This is a genomic window from Actinoplanes sandaracinus (genome assembly GCF_030009775.1).
Taxonomy (GTDB): Bacteria; Actinomycetota; Actinomycetes; order Mycobacteriales; family Micromonosporaceae; genus Actinoplanes; species Actinoplanes sandaracinus.
This window is the reverse complement of sequence record NZ_JASCTH010000003.1, coordinates 144,365-159,229: the sequence shown is the minus strand read 5'-3', so window position 1 is coordinate 159,229 and position 14,865 is coordinate 144,365. Positions and strand designations below refer to the sequence as shown.

Annotated in this window: 14 protein-coding genes; 9 read left to right on the top strand and 5 right to left on the bottom strand. The window is 71.3% G+C overall.

From position 1 onward, the window contains the following. Positions 1-296: 296 nt before the first annotated feature. Positions 297-989: a DUF4191 domain-containing protein gene (locus tag QLQ12_RS05495; protein ID WP_282757536.1), complete on the bottom strand. Its 693-nt coding sequence runs from the start codon at positions 987-989 to the stop codon at positions 297-299. A gap of 163 nt (positions 990-1,152) precedes the next feature. On the opposite strand from QLQ12_RS05495, the gene QLQ12_RS05490 reads away from it, so the two are divergent. The 3 genes from QLQ12_RS05490 (at position 1,153) to QLQ12_RS05480 (ending at position 4,791) form a co-directional block, all read left to right on the top strand. Then, positions 1,153-1,341, top strand: a complete 189-nt coding sequence (locus tag QLQ12_RS05490; protein ID WP_282757534.1) for a hypothetical protein — start codon at positions 1,153-1,155, stop codon at positions 1,339-1,341. Next, positions 1,338-4,367, top strand: coding sequence for a helix-turn-helix transcriptional regulator (locus QLQ12_RS05485; RefSeq protein ID WP_282757532.1), 3,030 nt, complete (start codon positions 1,338-1,340; stop codon positions 4,365-4,367). Before QLQ12_RS05490 ends, QLQ12_RS05485 begins: the two co-directional genes overlap by 4 nt. A gap of 202 nt (positions 4,368-4,569) precedes the next feature. Further along, entirely contained in the window at positions 4,570-4,791 is a 222-nt protein-coding gene (locus QLQ12_RS05480; RefSeq protein ID WP_282757531.1) for a hypothetical protein, read from the top strand. A gap of 98 nt (positions 4,792-4,889) precedes the next feature. Here the strand turns inward: QLQ12_RS05480 and QLQ12_RS05475 are convergent, their stop codons facing one another. Further along, the gene (locus QLQ12_RS05475; protein ID WP_282757529.1) at positions 4,890-5,972 is read right to left on the bottom strand and encodes a LacI family DNA-binding transcriptional regulator; all 1,083 of its coding nucleotides are present in this window, start codon (positions 5,970-5,972) and stop codon (positions 4,890-4,892) included. A gap of 293 nt (positions 5,973-6,265) precedes the next feature. On the opposite strand from QLQ12_RS05475, the gene QLQ12_RS05470 reads away from it, so the two are divergent. The 4 genes from QLQ12_RS05470 to QLQ12_RS05455 all read left to right on the top strand — a co-directional run bounded on the left by QLQ12_RS05470 (position 6,266) and on the right by QLQ12_RS05455 (position 10,151). Next, on the top strand, positions 6,266-7,324 hold the full coding sequence (locus QLQ12_RS05470; RefSeq protein ID WP_282757528.1) for a sugar ABC transporter substrate-binding protein: 1,059 nt from the start codon (positions 6,266-6,268) through the stop codon (positions 7,322-7,324). Positions 7,325-7,408: 84 nt separating this feature from the next. Then, on the top strand, positions 7,409-8,422 hold the full coding sequence (locus QLQ12_RS05465) for an ABC transporter permease (RefSeq protein ID WP_282757527.1): 1,014 nt from the start codon (positions 7,409-7,411) through the stop codon (positions 8,420-8,422). Next, positions 8,419-9,189, top strand: a complete 771-nt coding sequence (locus QLQ12_RS05460; RefSeq protein ID WP_282757526.1) for an ATP-binding cassette domain-containing protein — start codon at positions 8,419-8,421, stop codon at positions 9,187-9,189. The genes QLQ12_RS05465 and QLQ12_RS05460 overlap by 4 nt, the downstream gene beginning before the upstream one ends. 8 nt (positions 9,190-9,197) lie before the next feature. Further along, positions 9,198-10,151, top strand: coding sequence for a PfkB family carbohydrate kinase (locus tag QLQ12_RS05455; RefSeq protein ID WP_282757525.1), 954 nt, complete (start codon positions 9,198-9,200; stop codon positions 10,149-10,151). 14 nt (positions 10,152-10,165) lie between these two features. On the opposite strand, the gene lipA is transcribed toward QLQ12_RS05455, so the two are convergent. Further along, complete coding sequence (gene lipA / locus QLQ12_RS05450; RefSeq protein ID WP_282757888.1) at positions 10,166-11,062, bottom strand: lipoyl synthase; 897 nt, start codon at positions 11,060-11,062, stop codon at positions 10,166-10,168. 377 nt (positions 11,063-11,439) lie between these two features. Between lipA and aspS the strand changes: the two genes are divergently transcribed. Together aspS and QLQ12_RS05440 are read left to right on the top strand one after the other, a co-directional pair. Then, positions 11,440-12,705 carry an aspartate--tRNA(Asn) ligase gene (gene aspS / locus QLQ12_RS05445; RefSeq protein ID WP_282757524.1) on the top strand — a complete coding sequence of 422 codons (1,266 nt, stop codon included), beginning with the start codon at positions 11,440-11,442 and terminating at the stop codon, positions 12,703-12,705. 43 nt (positions 12,706-12,748) lie between these two features. After that, the gene (locus tag QLQ12_RS05440; RefSeq protein ID WP_282757523.1) at positions 12,749-13,936 is read left to right on the top strand and encodes an outer membrane protein assembly factor BamB family protein; all 1,188 of its coding nucleotides are present in this window, start codon (positions 12,749-12,751) and stop codon (positions 13,934-13,936) included. 129 nt (positions 13,937-14,065) lie between these two features. Here QLQ12_RS05440 and QLQ12_RS05435 read toward each other — a convergent pair whose 3' ends face one another. Together QLQ12_RS05435 and lipB are read right to left on the bottom strand one after the other, a co-directional pair. Continuing rightward, on the bottom strand, positions 14,066-14,230 hold the full coding sequence (locus QLQ12_RS05435; RefSeq protein ID WP_282757522.1) for a peptide ABC transporter substrate-binding protein: 165 nt from the start codon (positions 14,228-14,230) through the stop codon (positions 14,066-14,068). Continuing rightward, positions 14,230-14,859: a lipoyl(octanoyl) transferase LipB gene (gene lipB, locus QLQ12_RS05430; RefSeq protein ID WP_282757521.1), complete on the bottom strand. Its 630-nt coding sequence runs from the start codon at positions 14,857-14,859 to the stop codon at positions 14,230-14,232. Before lipB ends, QLQ12_RS05435 begins: the two co-directional genes overlap by 1 nt. Positions 14,860-14,865: the final 6 nt, after the last annotated feature.

Below are 14,865 nucleotides of genomic sequence, written 5' to 3'. Positions count from 1 at the left end.
GCCCCGGACCGATCATGGAGGCCCCTGTCGATGAATGCGGCCCAGTCACCCCCCCGCGGGGGTCGCTCTCCAAGCCACTCATCGGGTACGGCCACACATGCACGTGACTCTGCGGACAACGGCGGCCCGAACCCTGAACTCGGCCGGAGAGCCCGCCTCATCGGCCGCCCCGTAACCGCCGATGCCCGCCCCGCCCGGCGGCGACGCCGGGCCGTGAGTGGCTGCGGCGTCGCCGGGAACGGGCGGGACGGGCATCGTTGCTCTCGGGGAGGTCTGCCCCCGTACAGGAGAAAGGTTTAACGCGGCCTCTGCTGCCGGAACGCGCCCTTGCTCGGCCGCATGCTCTTCGGGATGGCGCCCTTCGGCATCTGCGGCCGCGACATCAGCGCGCCGAGACGCTTGTCCAGCGAGTTGACGTCCTTGCCGGTGAGGTTGCGGGGCAGTTTCATCATCGTCGAGCGCAGCTTGCGCACCGGCAACTGGCCCTCGTCGGTACCGATGACGAAGTCATAGATCGGGGCGTTGCCGATCACCTTGACCAGGCGCCGCTTCTCCTGGCTGAGGAGGCTGCGCACGCGCTGCGGGTCGCCCTCGCCGAGCAGGATCACGCCGGGCTTACCGATCACCACGTGCACCATGTCGAACTGCGTGGTGGAACTCGCGGCCGGACGGACCCGCCAGTCGCCCCGCATGTTCTCCATCAGCGAGGCGGCGGCGCCAGGCTGGCCCTCCGCCACGTTCATCATCGCCGTGTTCGACCGCAGGTTGAGCACGATCAGAACGGCCAGCAGCGTGAAGAGGACCCCGACCGGGATCCAGGGCCAGTTGCCTGTCAGGAGCACGATCGTCACGGTGATCGCGATCGGGATCGCGACCGCTCCGATGACCAGCGGGACGAACCACTTGTCCTGCTTCGCCGTGAACGCGAACACCTGGCCGATCTGCTTCAGGCGCTCGCGGAACGACACCTTCTCCTGGGGTTTTGCCATAGCCGCAAAGTGTAGTGGGGCTCAGGTACCTTACGGCGTCCCGGGGACCTCAGCGGCCGCCGGTAAGGAGGGGCCGTCCGGCGGATATGAGGCGGGCGCCCCATGCTCTCGGGCCGCCTTCGGGCGAAGAGTCGGTGTCACGACAACCGACAGGAGCCCCGAAATGATCCCCTTCAACGACCCCGGCACCCATGCGCACCTCGCCCGCCACCGCATCGACGCGATGCTCCGCGACGCCGAGGACCACCGTCTCGTGCGGAGATCCGAGACCGAACGGCCACGCCGGCGCATCCGGTGGCCCCGGCTCTTCCGGGCCGGACGGACGGCGCGGCGACAGCCTCTCGCATCGTGATCACGACGATCGGGGACGAAATCATGTCGTACGGGCGTGGCATGCTCGACCTCATGACGGTGAGCGCGCACAGCACGGTCCTGGTCGGGCGCGAGCCCGACCTGGCCACGCTGCACGAGGCGCTCAAGCGGGTGCGCGCCGCCGAGCCGGCCGCCGTCCTCGTCGGCGGTGAGGCCGGCGTCGGCAAGACCCGGCTCGTCGAGGAGTTCTGCCGGTCCCTCGACGCCCGCGTCCTGGTCGGTCAGTGCCTCGAGCTGGGCGAGGAGGGCCTGCCCTTCGCCCCGTTCGCGGCCGCGCTGCGTGAGCTGAGCCGGCGTGAGGGCCGGGCCGTCTTCGAGGGCCGCGAGGCCGAGTTCGCCCGGCTGCTGCCCGAGCTGGGCCCGCCGCCCGAGGGCGGCGAGACCCGCCGCGGCCACCTGTTCGAGCTGGCCGGGGCGCTCTTCGCCCGGCTCGCCGAGGAGCGGCCGCTCGTGCTGGTGGTGGAGGACCTGCACTGGGCCGACCGGTCCACCCGTGACCTGATCGCCTTCCTGGTCCGTTCCGTGCGAGTGCCACGCCTGCTGCTGATCGCCACCTACCGCACCGACGAGCTGCACCGGGGGCACCCGCTCCGGCCGTTCCTGGCCGAGCTGGAGCGGGCCCGTGGCGTCCAGCGGCACGACCTCGACCGGCTCGACCGTGACGGCACCGCCGAGCTGCTCGGGCACCTGCTCGGCGCCGAGCCCGACCCGCCCACCGTCGACGCGATCAGCCGGCGGGCGCAGGGCATCCCGTTCTTCATCGAGCAGTTCGCCGCCTCCGCCGACCCGCGCTGCGGCGACATCCCGGAAACCCTCCGCGACCTTCTTCTCTCCCGGGCCGACCAGCTGCCCGACTCCGCCCAGCGGGTGCTGCGGGTCGCCGCGGTCGGCGGCCACCGGTTCGGTCACGAGCTGCTGGCGCGCGTCACCGGCGTCGACGAGACGACCCTGGAGTCCGCGCTGCGCGCCGCCGTCGCCGCCCAGCTGATCGTCATCGCCCCCGACGGCGGCTTCGAGTTCCGGCACGCCCTCGTCCGTGAGGCCGTCCACGACGATCTGCTGCCCGGCGAGCGCGCCCGGCTGCACGCCAGCTATGCGCAGGCCATCGAGGCCGAGCCGCACCTGGTCGACGCCGACCGCGCCCCCGCCGAGATCGCCCACCACTGGTTCGCCGCCCGCGACCACGCCCGCGCGCTCGTCGCCGCGCACCGTGCCGCCGACGCCGCCGGCAGCCGCTATGCGTTCGCCGAGCGGGCCCGCCTGCTCGACCGCATGCTGGAGCTGTGGGACCAGGTGCCCGGCGCGGCCGACCTGCTCGGCGTCGGCCACCTCGACCTGCTGGAGGAGGCGGCCCTCGCCGCCATCGACTCCGGCGAGCTCATGCGGGCGAAGACGCTGACCCGAGCCGCCCTCGCCGACCTCGACTCCGCGGCCGAGCCGGTGCGGGCGGCGCGACTGCTGGTCCGGCGGGCCAAACTGCTGCGCAACGCCGGCAAGAGCGACGGGGCGGCCGAGGCCCGCGAGGCGTACCGGCTTCTGGTCGAGGCGCCCCGCGACGCCGCCTGGCTGAAACTCGCCGCCGACGTCGTCTACGTCCTGGCCGCCACCGATCCCGGCGAGTCCGACCGGCTCGCCCAGTCGGTGCTGGCGACCGGAGCCGAATTCGGCGACGAGGCGGGTCAGGTCGCCGTCGAGATCACCTACAGCAAGGTGTGCAGCGGCCGTCTCCCCGCCGCCGAGAGCCTGCCGGCCATGCGCCGGTCCGTCGACCGGGCCCGCGACTCCGGCGACATCTCCAACCTGGCGGCCGCTCTGGTCAACCTCTCCGACTCGCTGTTCGAAACAGGGGCCTATGCGGCCTCCGCCGCGGCCGCCGCCGAAGGCGTGCCACACGCCGACCGGATCGGTGTCAGCCGCACCACCGGCGTCTACCTGCTCGCCAACCACGCCGAGGCGCTGATGGCCCTCGGCCGCTGGGACGAGGCCGACGCCCTTCTCGCCGAAGCGGCCCGCCACGACCCGCCCGGCACTCTCGCCGCCCCCGGCCTCCGCCTTCGTGGCCGTCTCCGCCTGGCCCGCGGCCACGACGGCGCCGAGGCCACGGTCCAGCGGGCCGTCGCCTTCCTCGCCAAACCGTTCCTCACCAACGAGACCCGTCTCGCCCTGCTGGAACTGCGCATCCTCGCCGGCCTCGCCACGGGCGACACAGCCGCGGCCCGCGCCGCCGCCGCCGTCGCCCTGACCGACCGTGGCCTGACCGACCGGCCCCGCTACGGGTGGGCGGTGCTGGCCGCCGCCGCCCGCACCCTGCCCCAGCCGGGCCTCGGTGCCTCCGACGGGAGCGCGCTGGATCTGGCGGGCACGATCCGGGAGCTGGCGGGCCGCCTGCCGCAGCGTTATCCGGCTGAGGTGGCCTATGCCGCGCAGGTGGCGGCATCCCTCGACGGCGGCGCCGACCGGTGGCGGGAGGCGGTCGCGGCCTGGCGGGCCGACGGCCAGCCCTACCAGCTCGCGAACGCGCTGCTCAGCCTCGCTGAGGTGGTGGCCGCCGACCGCCCGGCCGCCACCGCCGCGCTCACCGAGGCCCGTGCGCTCGCCGTCGAACTCGGTGCCCGGCCGCTGGTCGAGGCCGCCGAGGTCATGGCCCGTCGGCTCGGTGTCCGAGGCGCGGCCGGGTCCCGAGGCGCTGGTGTCCGGGGCGCTGGTGTCCGAGGCGCCGGGGCCGCAGGTGCCGCCGGGGTGCGAGACGCCGCCGGGCTGCGCGGTTCGGCCGGGGTGGCCGGAGGCACGGCTGCCGTCATGAGCACCGCGTTGCTGACCGCTCGGGAGCGTGAGGTGCTGCGCCTGGTCGCCGAGGGGCAGAGCAACAGCCGCATCGCTCAGAACCTGTTCATCTCGCCGAAGACGGCCAGCGTCCACGTCTCCCGGATCATCGCCAAGCTCGAGGTCACCAACCGTGTCGAGGCCGCTGCCGTCGCTCACCGCCTCGGCCTCCTCGACACCTGATCGTCGACGCGCCTCTGGGCGGTGGGCGGCGGTGGACGGGGCCGATGGTTGCGGCCGGGTGGCTGCGGTGGCGGTGGGAGTGAGGCCGCTCGACGGTCGGTGGAAAGGCTAAGAGCGGGCGGTGCGAGCCCGATATTGGGTTCCGACCCCCAACGAGGGAGGGCGTCCTGCCCGACCTGAGCCGTTCGCCCCCCGGAGGCAAATGATGGATACCACCGTCGAGGTGAGTTACGACGTGGCCGGCATGCTGTTCGGACCGGGCTCACTGGTGCCGTGGTGGGCCTGGCTGGCTCCGCTGGCGCTGGTCTTCCTCAAGTTGCTCTCGCCCGTGCTCATGCCTGAGGTCGCGGAGGCGAAGTCGACGGCGGAGAAGGACGGCAAGAAGGGCAAGAAGGCGAAGAAGCCCGGCAAGAAGAAGAAGTGACCGCTGGGCTTCCCTTTCCGCGGCCCGTTCGGCAACGATCGGCCGCCGGGTTCTCCAGGGACCAGGCCGGTGACCACCTCATCGGCGTCCCCGCTGTGTCAGAGGGACTCGCCGCGGCGTTCGTGCGGAGGGTATGAGCCGGGCCGCAGCTCGCCGGATCCGCGGCGGATCAGCGTGGTGGGGATCCAGTACTCACCCGGAGGGCTGTCGTCGCCGTCGATACGGCGGAACAACGTCTGCGCGGCTATGGAACCCATCATCGCCGGGTCCTGGGCGACCACCGTGACGGCCGGTTCCAGCAGGTCGGCCAGGGGGAAGTCGTCGAAGCCGATCAGGGCGACGGCATGGTGCAGGCCGAGGCGGCGCAGGGCGCGCACCGCGCCGACGGTGATCAGGTTCTGGCTGGTGAACAGGGCGGTCGGTGGGTTCGTGCGGTGAAGCACCTCCATCACCTTGCTCTCCGCCATGGGCGTGGTGTGCAGATCCGGGATGATCAGCGCGGGCTCGGGATCGATGCCGGCCTCCCGCAGGGCGGCGAGGTATCCCTCCTGCCGGTGCCGTGCCGTGGAGATCCTGGTGTAGTCGCCCAGGTAGGCGATCCGGCGGTGCCCGTGCGCGATGAGGTGGCGGGTCGCCTCGGTCGCTCCGATCACGTTGGTCGACAGCACGGTGTCGGCCGGAATGCCGTGGCCGGGCCGGTCGACGAAGACGACCGGGGTGTCGGCCTGGATCTCGGTGGCCAGGTAGCTCTGGTCCGAGCTGACCGGGGCGATGATCAGACCGTCCGCGCGGCGCATGGTGAACGCCCGGGCCAGTTCCCGCTCACGTTCGGGGTCCTCGTCGAGGCTTCCGGTCAGCACCTGCACCCCGTGTGCGCGGGCCTCGTCCTCCACCGCGCGGTGCAGGGCCGAGGAGAACGGGTTGCCGACGTCTTCGAGCAGCAGCGCGACCGTCCCGGTGCGACGGTCGCTGCGCCGTAGCGTGATGGCCCCCAGGTCGGGCCGGTAGTTGAGGGCTTCGATCGCTTCGCGAACCTGGGCCATCCGCATGGGCGAGACGTTCTGCTCGCCGTTGACCACCCGCGAGACCGTCTTGAGGCTGACGCCGGCGGCGCGGGCGACGTCGTTCATCGTGGCCCGCCCGGTTCCCCTGCCGTCGGGCGTGGTTGGTGCTTCGCGCACGACGGTGCTCCTCGCTGACCCTTGATCCCCCCGGTACGGGTGGAGCCTAGACAACACCCTCCGCTATGACAACGATGTCATCGTCGTTGTCTCGCAGCATGAGAGCCATCTTTTGATGACCGTCGCACGTTCCCACAGGTGCATGCGGTAGGTCCGACGGTCGATGGAAACTTCCGAGTTACACGATGTTGACAAGAGCAACACTGTCGCGTCTACTCCATGACAACGTTGTCTTTAGCGCGTTCCTAGATCCATCCAGTGATCGAATCTCGTTGACTCTTCAGGAGGCATCGGTGCCCCACGCGTTCATCTCCGGCCGTCGGCTTTCCGCCCTCGGCGTCGTCGCCGCTCTCAGCCTCGGCACCGCCGCCTGTGGCGGCGCGGAAGCCACCAGCGACAGCGGAAAGCCGATCGTCGGTCTGATCACCAAGACCGACACGAACCCCTTCTTCGTCAAGATGAAGGAGGGCGCCCAGCAGGCCGCCCAGCAGCAGGGCATCGAGTTGCAGACGTTCGGCGGCAAACAGGACGGCGACAACGAGGCCCAGGTCCAGGCCATCGAGAACCTGATCTCCGCCGGCGCCAAGGGCTTCCTGATCACCCCGAGCGACTCGAAGGCGATCGTCCCCGCGATCGACAAGGCACGCCAGGCCGGGTTGCTCGTCATCGCCCTGGACACGCCGACCGATCCGGTCAGCGCCGTCGACGCCACCTTCGCCACCGACAACTACCAGGCCGGCCTGCTCATCGGAAAGTGGGCGAAGGCCAAGTTCGACAAGGAGGGCAAGCAGGCGAAGATCGCTCTGCTCGACCTCAACCCCAACCAGATCTCCGTCGACGTGCAGCGTGACCAGGGCTTCCTGGAAGGCTTCGGCATCGACGTCAAGGACAAGACGAAGATCGGCGACGAGGCCGACCCGCGGATCGCCGGACACGACGTGACCGACGGCGCCGAGGAGGGCGGGCGTACGGCCATGGAGAACCTGCTCCAGAAGGACCCGTCGATCAACCTCGTCTACACGATCAACGAGCCCGCGGCGGCCGGCGCCTACGAGGCTCTCAAGGCCGCGGGCAAGGAGAAGGACGTCACGATCGTTTCGGTCGACGGAGGCTGCCCCGGCGTCAAGAACGTCAAGGCCGGCGTCATCGGCGCCACGTCCATGCAGTTCCCGCTGAAGATGGCGTCGTCGGGCGTCGAAGCCGTCACGAAGTTCGCCAAGGACGGCACCAAGCCGGCCACCACGCAGGGCAAGGACTTCACCGACACCGGGGTGCAGCTCATCACCGACCAGTCGCAGACCGGCGTCGAGGCCCAGGACTCCACCTGGGGCGCACAGAACTGCTGGGGCTGACATGACCGACCGCACCGGGCGGCATCCGGCCGCACCGCACGACGCCGGCGAGAGCCGCGCGAACATGTCCGCGGAGGCTCAGCGATGACGACCGCCACCGCTGGCTTCGAGGCCCGCAATCGTGAATCGCTCGGGTTGCGCCTCCAGCACCTGTTGCACGGCAATCCGACGCTCGGCCCGCTCGCCGTCCTGATTCTGGCGGTCGGCGCCTTCAGCATCCTCAACCCGCGCTTCTTCTCGGCGCCGAACCTGTCGCTCGTGCTGGCCCAGGTCACCGTGATCGCGGTGCTGGCGCTCGGGCAGACGCTGGTGATCCTGACCGCCGGCATCGACCTCTCGGTCGGTGCGGTCGCGGTCTTCTCCTCGATCCTCATGGCCACCTTCGCCACGAAGGCCGGGATGCCGGGTCCGCTCGCGCTGCTCCTCGGGTTCGTGCTCGGCACGGCCATGGGCGCTCTGAACGGCTTCCTGGTCACCCGGATCAAGCTGCCGCCGTTCATCGTCACGCTCGGCACCCTGACCATCTTCTTCTCGCTCAACTCGGTGGTCAGCAAGAGCGAGACGGTCCGCGGCTCCGATATGCCGAGCCTGATGACCTGGACCGGCACGACGATCCCGATCGGCGGCTTCCGGCTGACGTACGGCTCGATCATCATGCTGCTGCTGTTCGCGCTCTTCTTCTACGCGCTGGGCTCGACGGCGTGGGGCAAGCACGTGTACGCCACCGGCGACGACATCGAGGCCGCCCGGCTCGCCGGGATCCGTACCAACCGCGTGCTCCTGTCCGTCTACACCACGGCCGGCGCCCTGTACGCGGTGGGCGCCTGGGTCCTCATCGGACGCCTCGCCTCGGCCAGCCCGAACGTCGGCACCGACTACAACCTGGACTCGATCACCGCCGTGGTGCTCGGCGGCGCCAGCCTGTTCGGCGGGCGCGGCGGGGTGATCGGCACGCTGATCGGCGCGCTGATCGTCGGGGTGTTCCGCAACGGCCTGCAACTGGCCGGGGTCGAGGTGGTCTGGCAGGGCTTCGCGATCGGCCTGCTGGTGCTGATCGCGGTCTCGCTGGACCAGTGGATCAGAAAGGTCAAGTCATGACGCCGGTGCTGCAGGCCAAAGGCCTCACCAAACGGTACGGCCGGGTGGTGGCGCTCGACGGCAGCGACCTCGAACTCCACCCGGGCGAGATCCTGGCCGTCATCGGCGACAACGGCGCCGGCAAGTCCAGCCTGATCAAGGCGTTGTCCGGGGCGCTCGTCCCGGACAGCGGGGAGATCCTCCTGGACGGCGCTCCCGTTCAGTTCCGCAACCCGATGGACGCCCGCTCAGCCGGTATCGAGACCGTCTACCAGACCCTCGCGGTGGCTCCCGGCCTCGACATCGCCGACAATCTCTTCCTCGGCCGGGAGAAGCGCCGGGCGGGTGTGCTCGGCTCGGTGTTCCGCATGCTCGATCACAAGCACATGCGCACCGAGGCGAAGCGGCACATGAACGAACTGGGCGTGGCCACCCTGCAGAACATCGGCCAGGCCGTCGAATCGCTCTCCGGCGGCCAGCGGCAAGCGGTCGCCGTCGCCCGCTCCGCCGCGTTCGGCAGCAAAGTGGTCATCCTCGACGAGCCCACCGCGGCGCTCGGCGTCAAGGAGGGCAACCGCGTCCTGCAGCTCATCCGCGAGGTTCGCGACCGTGGCCTGCCGGTCATTCTGATCAGCCACAACATGCCGCACGTGTTCGAGGTCGCCGACCGCATCCACATCCAGCGCCTCGGCCGCCGGGTCGCGGTCATCACCCCGGAGAGCCACTCGATGTCCGAAGCCGTCGCGATCATGACGGGTGCGGCGCCACCACCGGAGACGGCGGTTTGAGGAGCGACATGCCATACGCGGTGATCCTGGGTGAGGCCCTGGTCGATCTGCTGGAGACGACGAGTGGCCCGGAGACGCTCTACCGGACGGCGATCGGCGGCGGACCGCTGAACGTGGCGGTGGGCGTACGCCGTCTCGGGGGTGAGGCTCATTTCGTCGGCACGGTCAGTGAGGACGTGTGGGGTGAGCGGATCTGCGCGTTCCTCGCCGAGGCCGGAGTGGGCGTCACGGGCGTACGGCGGGTGACGGCCGCGAGCACACTGGCGCTGACCACGTTCGCCGGCCCGGAGCCGCGGTTCCGGTTCTACGGTGAGCCGCCCTCGTACGGGCGGCTCACCCCCGGCGACCTGGACCTGTCGCTGCTCGGCGGCGCCGCCGTGCGGTACGCCGGATCGATCAGCCTGCTCGCCCAGCCGTTTCTCGATGCGGCACGCCGGGCCTGGGCGGTTCCCGGCCCGCTCCGGGTGCTCGACCCCAACGTGCGGCCGGCTCTGCTGCCCGACGACGCGGCCGTCGCCGCGCTGCGTGACGTCGTCGAGCAGTTCGCCGCCACCGCTGATCTGGTCAAGCTGAGCTCGGCCGACGTGGCCGTGCTCTACAGCGGCGCCACCGTGCCGGAGGCCGCCCGCCGCCTGCGGCGGACCGGGGCCGGAGCGGTCGTGGTGACGTGCGGTCCCGACGGCGCCTGGCTGGACGCGGGCGCCGAGACCGCCGCGCTGCCGGCTCCGGCGGTGCAGGCCGTCGACGCCACCGGCGCCGGAGACTCGGTCATGGCGGCTCTGATCGCGCGCCTGCTGGCCACCGGCCTGCCGGACGGTGTCGCCGGCTGGGGTGAGAGCCTCGGCTTCGCCTTACGGGTGGCCGGGCTCGTCTGTGAAAGGCACGGTGGCGCGGCGGCCATGCCGACCCAGGACGACCTGGACCGGCGATGGGGAACAGCCGTGACGGCTGCCCCGGCCTGACGGAGGCGAGCGGGTCAGCCTCGAGCGTCGAGTGCCTGACGGTAGAGGCGGCCCGCCCGGTACGACGAGCGGACCAGCGGGCCGCTCATCACGCCGGAGAAGCCGATCTGCTCGGCCTCCTCGCGGAGCTCGACGAACTCCTCGGGCTTGACCCAGCGCTCGACCGGGTGGTGCCGCGGGGTGGGGCGAAGGTACTGCGTGATGGTGATCAGCTCGCAGCCGGCGGCGTGGAGGTCGCGGAGGGCCGCGGAGACTTCGGAGCGTTCCTCGCCCATGCCGAGGATGAGGTTGCTCTTGGTGACCAGGCCCGCCGCCCGGGCCTGGGTGATCACGTCGAGGGAGCGCTCGTAGCGGAAGCCGGGGCGGATGCGCTTGAAGATGCGCGGGACCGTCTCGACGTTGTGGGCGAGCACCTCGGGCTGGGCGCCGAAGACCTCGGCGAGTTGCGCCGGGTCGGCGTTGAAGTCGGGGATCAGCAGCTCGACGCCGCACCCGGGCTGGAGCTTGTGGATCTGGCGGACCGTCTCGGCATAGAGCCAGGCGCCGCCGTCGGGCAGGTCGTCGCGGGCGACGCCGGTGACGGTCGCGTATTTCAGGCCCATCGTGGCGACGGACTCGCCGACGCGGCGGGGCTCGTCGGCGTCGAACTCGGCCGGCTTGCCGGTGTCGATCTGGCAGAAGTCACAGCGGCGGGTGCACTGGTCACCGCCGATGAGGAAGGTGGCCTCGCGATCTTCCCAGCACTCGTAGATGTTGGGGCAGCCGGCCTCCTGGCAGACCGTGTGCAGGCCCTCTTTCTGCACCAGGCCGCGCATCTGCGTGTACTCCGGGCCCATCTTCGCCTTGACCTTGATCCACGGCGGTTTCCGCTCGATGGGAGTCTCGGCGTTGCGCGCCTCGATGCGCAGCATGCGGCGGCCCTCGGGAGCAATAGTCACCACCCGAAGATACGCCCGCCACGGCCGGGTGCGCCGCAGGGGCGACGAGGCTCACGTGACCGATGATGTGAGGGCCGTCACTCGATATTCAGAAGCACGACACATCGGTCGCTGTTACCGTTCCCGCCACGGCGATGATGGGACCGAGTAACGCTTCGATCCGCCGGCCGAGAGAGCCACCCGGCAGCTGTGAAGGGTGGCCCGCGCGCCGGAGCGTGAAGACACCCCGGAGCCGCAGCACGACAAAGAGGCGCCCGCACATGGGCGTGAAGGTGCGGTGGTACCGCGAGGATCCCGCTCGCCCGCACCTCCCTGGGGCCGCGTTGCAGCACCCGAGGAGGTAACCCGCCATGCAACGCATCCTCTCCACCGAACTGGCCGGGCTCGTCGAGAAACCAGGCGAGAAAGTGACCATCGCCGGCTGGGTTCATCGCCGCCGGCTGCTCAAGTCGGTGGCCTTCCTGATCGTCCGGGACGCCGCCGGGCTCAGCCAGGTGGTCGTCACCGACCCGCGGACCCGCGAGCAGCTGGAGCAGCTCCCCGAGGAGAGCGTCGTCGAGGTGACCGCCGTGGTCACCGCCAACGAGCAGGCGCCGCACGGCGTGGAACTGACCGCGCCGGTCATCCACGAACTGAGCCGGGCGGCCGTACCGCTGCCGTTCGAACTGCATCGTCCCGCGCTGGGCGCGGGCCTTCCCGCCCAGCTGGACCACGCCGCTCTGTCGTTGCGGCATCCCACCCGGGCGCTGAACCTGCGGATCGCGGCGGCCGCGGCGAAAGGGTTCCGCGAGGCGCTGGAAGCGCAGCGGTTCGTCGAGATCCAGACCCCGAAGATCGTCGAGTCGGCCACCGAGTCCGGGGCGAACGTCTTCAAGCTCGACTACTTCGGCCGGCCGGGCTATCTGGCGCAGTCGCCGCAGTTCTACAAGCAGCTGATGGTCGGCGTCTTCGAACGGGTCTTCGAGGTCGGGCCGGTGTTCCGCGCGGAGCACAGCGACACCGCCCGGCACCTCGCGCAGTACACGTCGTTGGACGCCGAGATGGGCTTCATCACCGACCACCGGGACGTGATGGCCGCGTTGACCGGCACCGTCGCCGGGATGCTCGGCGAGGTCACCGAACGGACCGGGTACGCGTGCCCCGAGGTTCCGGCCGAGATCCCGGCGGTGCACTTCGCGGAGGCGCTGCGGATCGCCGGGGCGCCCGCCGACGAGCCCGACCTGGCTCCCGCACACGAGCGGGCCCTGGGGGAGTGGGCGCGCCGCGAGCACGGCTCGGAGTTCGTCTTCGTGACCGGCTATCCGATGCGCAAACGGCCGTTCTACACCCATCCGGACCCGGCCGACCCGACCTGGTCGAACAGTTTCGACCTGCTCTTTCGCGGGCTGGAGATCGTCACCGGTGGGCAGCGGCTGCACCGGTACGAGGACTACGTCGAGGCGCTGGACAACAGAGTGGGCCCGTACGCGGGCTACCTCGACGGCTTCCGGTACGGCATGCCGCCGCACGGTGGCTGGGCGATCGGCCTGGAGCGGTTCGTGGCCCGGCTGACCGGCGCCGCGAACGTCCGGGAGACCACCGCGTTCCCCCGCGACCTGAACCGCATCGCGCCGTAGCCGGCGGTCACCGTCCGCCGGGCGCCGTGAGAGGGTCGGCGGCATGGTGATCGATCTCGACGTGGTCCCGCCGTCGCGCGAGCCGGCCCGGACCCGGCCGCGGTTCCCGGCGCGGCGGGCCCTGGTCCTGGTCGTGTTGCTGGCGTTGCTGCCCGGGGCGGCCGAGGTGCCGCCCCGGGTGCGTGACCTGCCTCTGGTCGCGGCGACGTCGAGCGCCTCCGGAACGTGGCTGCTGACCGGCGCCACGCTCTACAGCACGCATGCCCGGGCGGGCGGCCGGATGGATGTCGTGGCCCGCTCGCTGACGGCCGGCGAGGTCCTCTGGCAGCGGGACATCCCGTGGTGGTCCGGGATTCCGGCGCTGACCGAGGCCGGGCCGATGCTGCTGGTGACGGGCCCGGCCGGGGTGGGGACGAGAATTCTCGACGGCCGTACCGGTGAGGACGGCGTGGATCCGGCGACGTACACGGTGGCGCTGCCGGTGGGGGACCGGATCGCCCTCTACGGCGACGGTGCCGGCGGGCGGCTCGCTCTCTACGACCCGGCGCAGGGGCGGATCGCCTGGCAACGCCGGTTCGGGCGCCCGTTGCGCGCCGCCGCGGCCACCGGCGCCCACCTGATCACGGTCGACGACACCGGCGTCGCCGCCACCTTCGCCCTGAACAGCGGCGAGCCGGGCGCGACCACCGGCCAGGCGATCCCGGGCGGGAGCGCGCCGGTGGTGCGGATCCTGGGCTCGCGGGCCTACCTGCTCGGCGACCGGACCGTGACCTCGGTGACGGTGCCGAACCTGACGGGGCTGTGGACCACGGCGCTGCCCCTGCCGCGGGTCGCGGTGGCCTGCGGCGCCCGGGTCTGCGTTTCCGGCGCCGCCGGGGTGTCCGCGATCAATCCGGAGACCGGCCGCGTGGCCTGGAACAACCTCGACTGGACCGGCGGGGAGGCCGGCCTGGTCCGGGCGGCCGACGGCCACGGCGTGCTGGTCGATCCGGAGACCGGCGGGGTCCGGGCCGACCTCGGCCCCGGCCTGCCGGTCGGCGACCTGCTGCTGCGCGCCGGCCCCGACGGCCTCAGCGTGGTCGAGTGGGCGACCGGTCAGATCCGCGGCCGCCTGCCGGGCGTCACTCCGAGCGGCTGCCGCCGCACCGGCGACCACCTCGCCTGCCAACAGGTCGGCGGTCCGGTCCAGGTCTGGCGGTTGCTTCACACCCCGGCTTGGTACGGCCAGTAGAAGCACCGTGAGCCACCAGCGCGAGGTCGCGGCCGCCCCGGGCCGCGACGCGTCTCTCGGGCTGAGTCCGCCCAAACCCTTCAGGCCAGAGAGCTTTGGGGCTGAGCCCACCCAGACCGGGGAGAAGGCCTAGAGAAGGACGGCGACGGTGACCACCGTGACGATCACGAAGGGGACGATCGTCGTGCAGAGGAGGATGGCCCAGGCGATCGGGTGACCGAAGTTGAGAACCACGCCGCCGCCCGGCTTGGGAACGAAGACCCTCTTGTCGCGGGGATCGCGGTAGAGAGCCATCAGAGCAGCGTGTGCAGGTGGCGCTCGACGACGGGCATGACCTCGCTGACCGGCACCGGGCGGCCCACCTCGGCGCTGAGAGAGGTGACGCCCGCGTCCCGGATGCCGCACGGGATGAACCGGTTGAAGTTGGACAGGTCGCAGTCGCAGTTCAGGGCGAAGCCGTGCAGCGTGACGCCGCGCGACACCCGGATCCCGATCTGTGCGATCTTGCGGTCGACGCCGCCCTCACCGGCCCGGACCCACGCGCCGCTGCGCCCCTCGACCCGCTCGGCCGTGACGCCGAACTCGGCGCAGACGTCGATCAGCATCTGCTCGGTGCGGCGCACATAGGCCATCACGTCGACCGGGACGGGCAGGCGCAGGATCGGGTAACCGACGATCTGGCCCGGCCCGTGCCAGGTGATCCGGCCGCCGCGGTCGACGTCGACCACGGGGGTGCCGTCGAACGGGCGGTCGGCCGGCTCGGTGCGCTTGCCGGCGGTGAAGACACTCGGATGCTCCAGCAGCAGCACCGTGTCGGCCCGGGAGCCGGCCACCACGCCCTCGTGCAGGCGTTTCTGCTCCTCCCAGGCCTCCACGTAGTCGACCATGCCAGGGCGCAGGACCGTGAGTACGGAAGAGGTCACGACCGC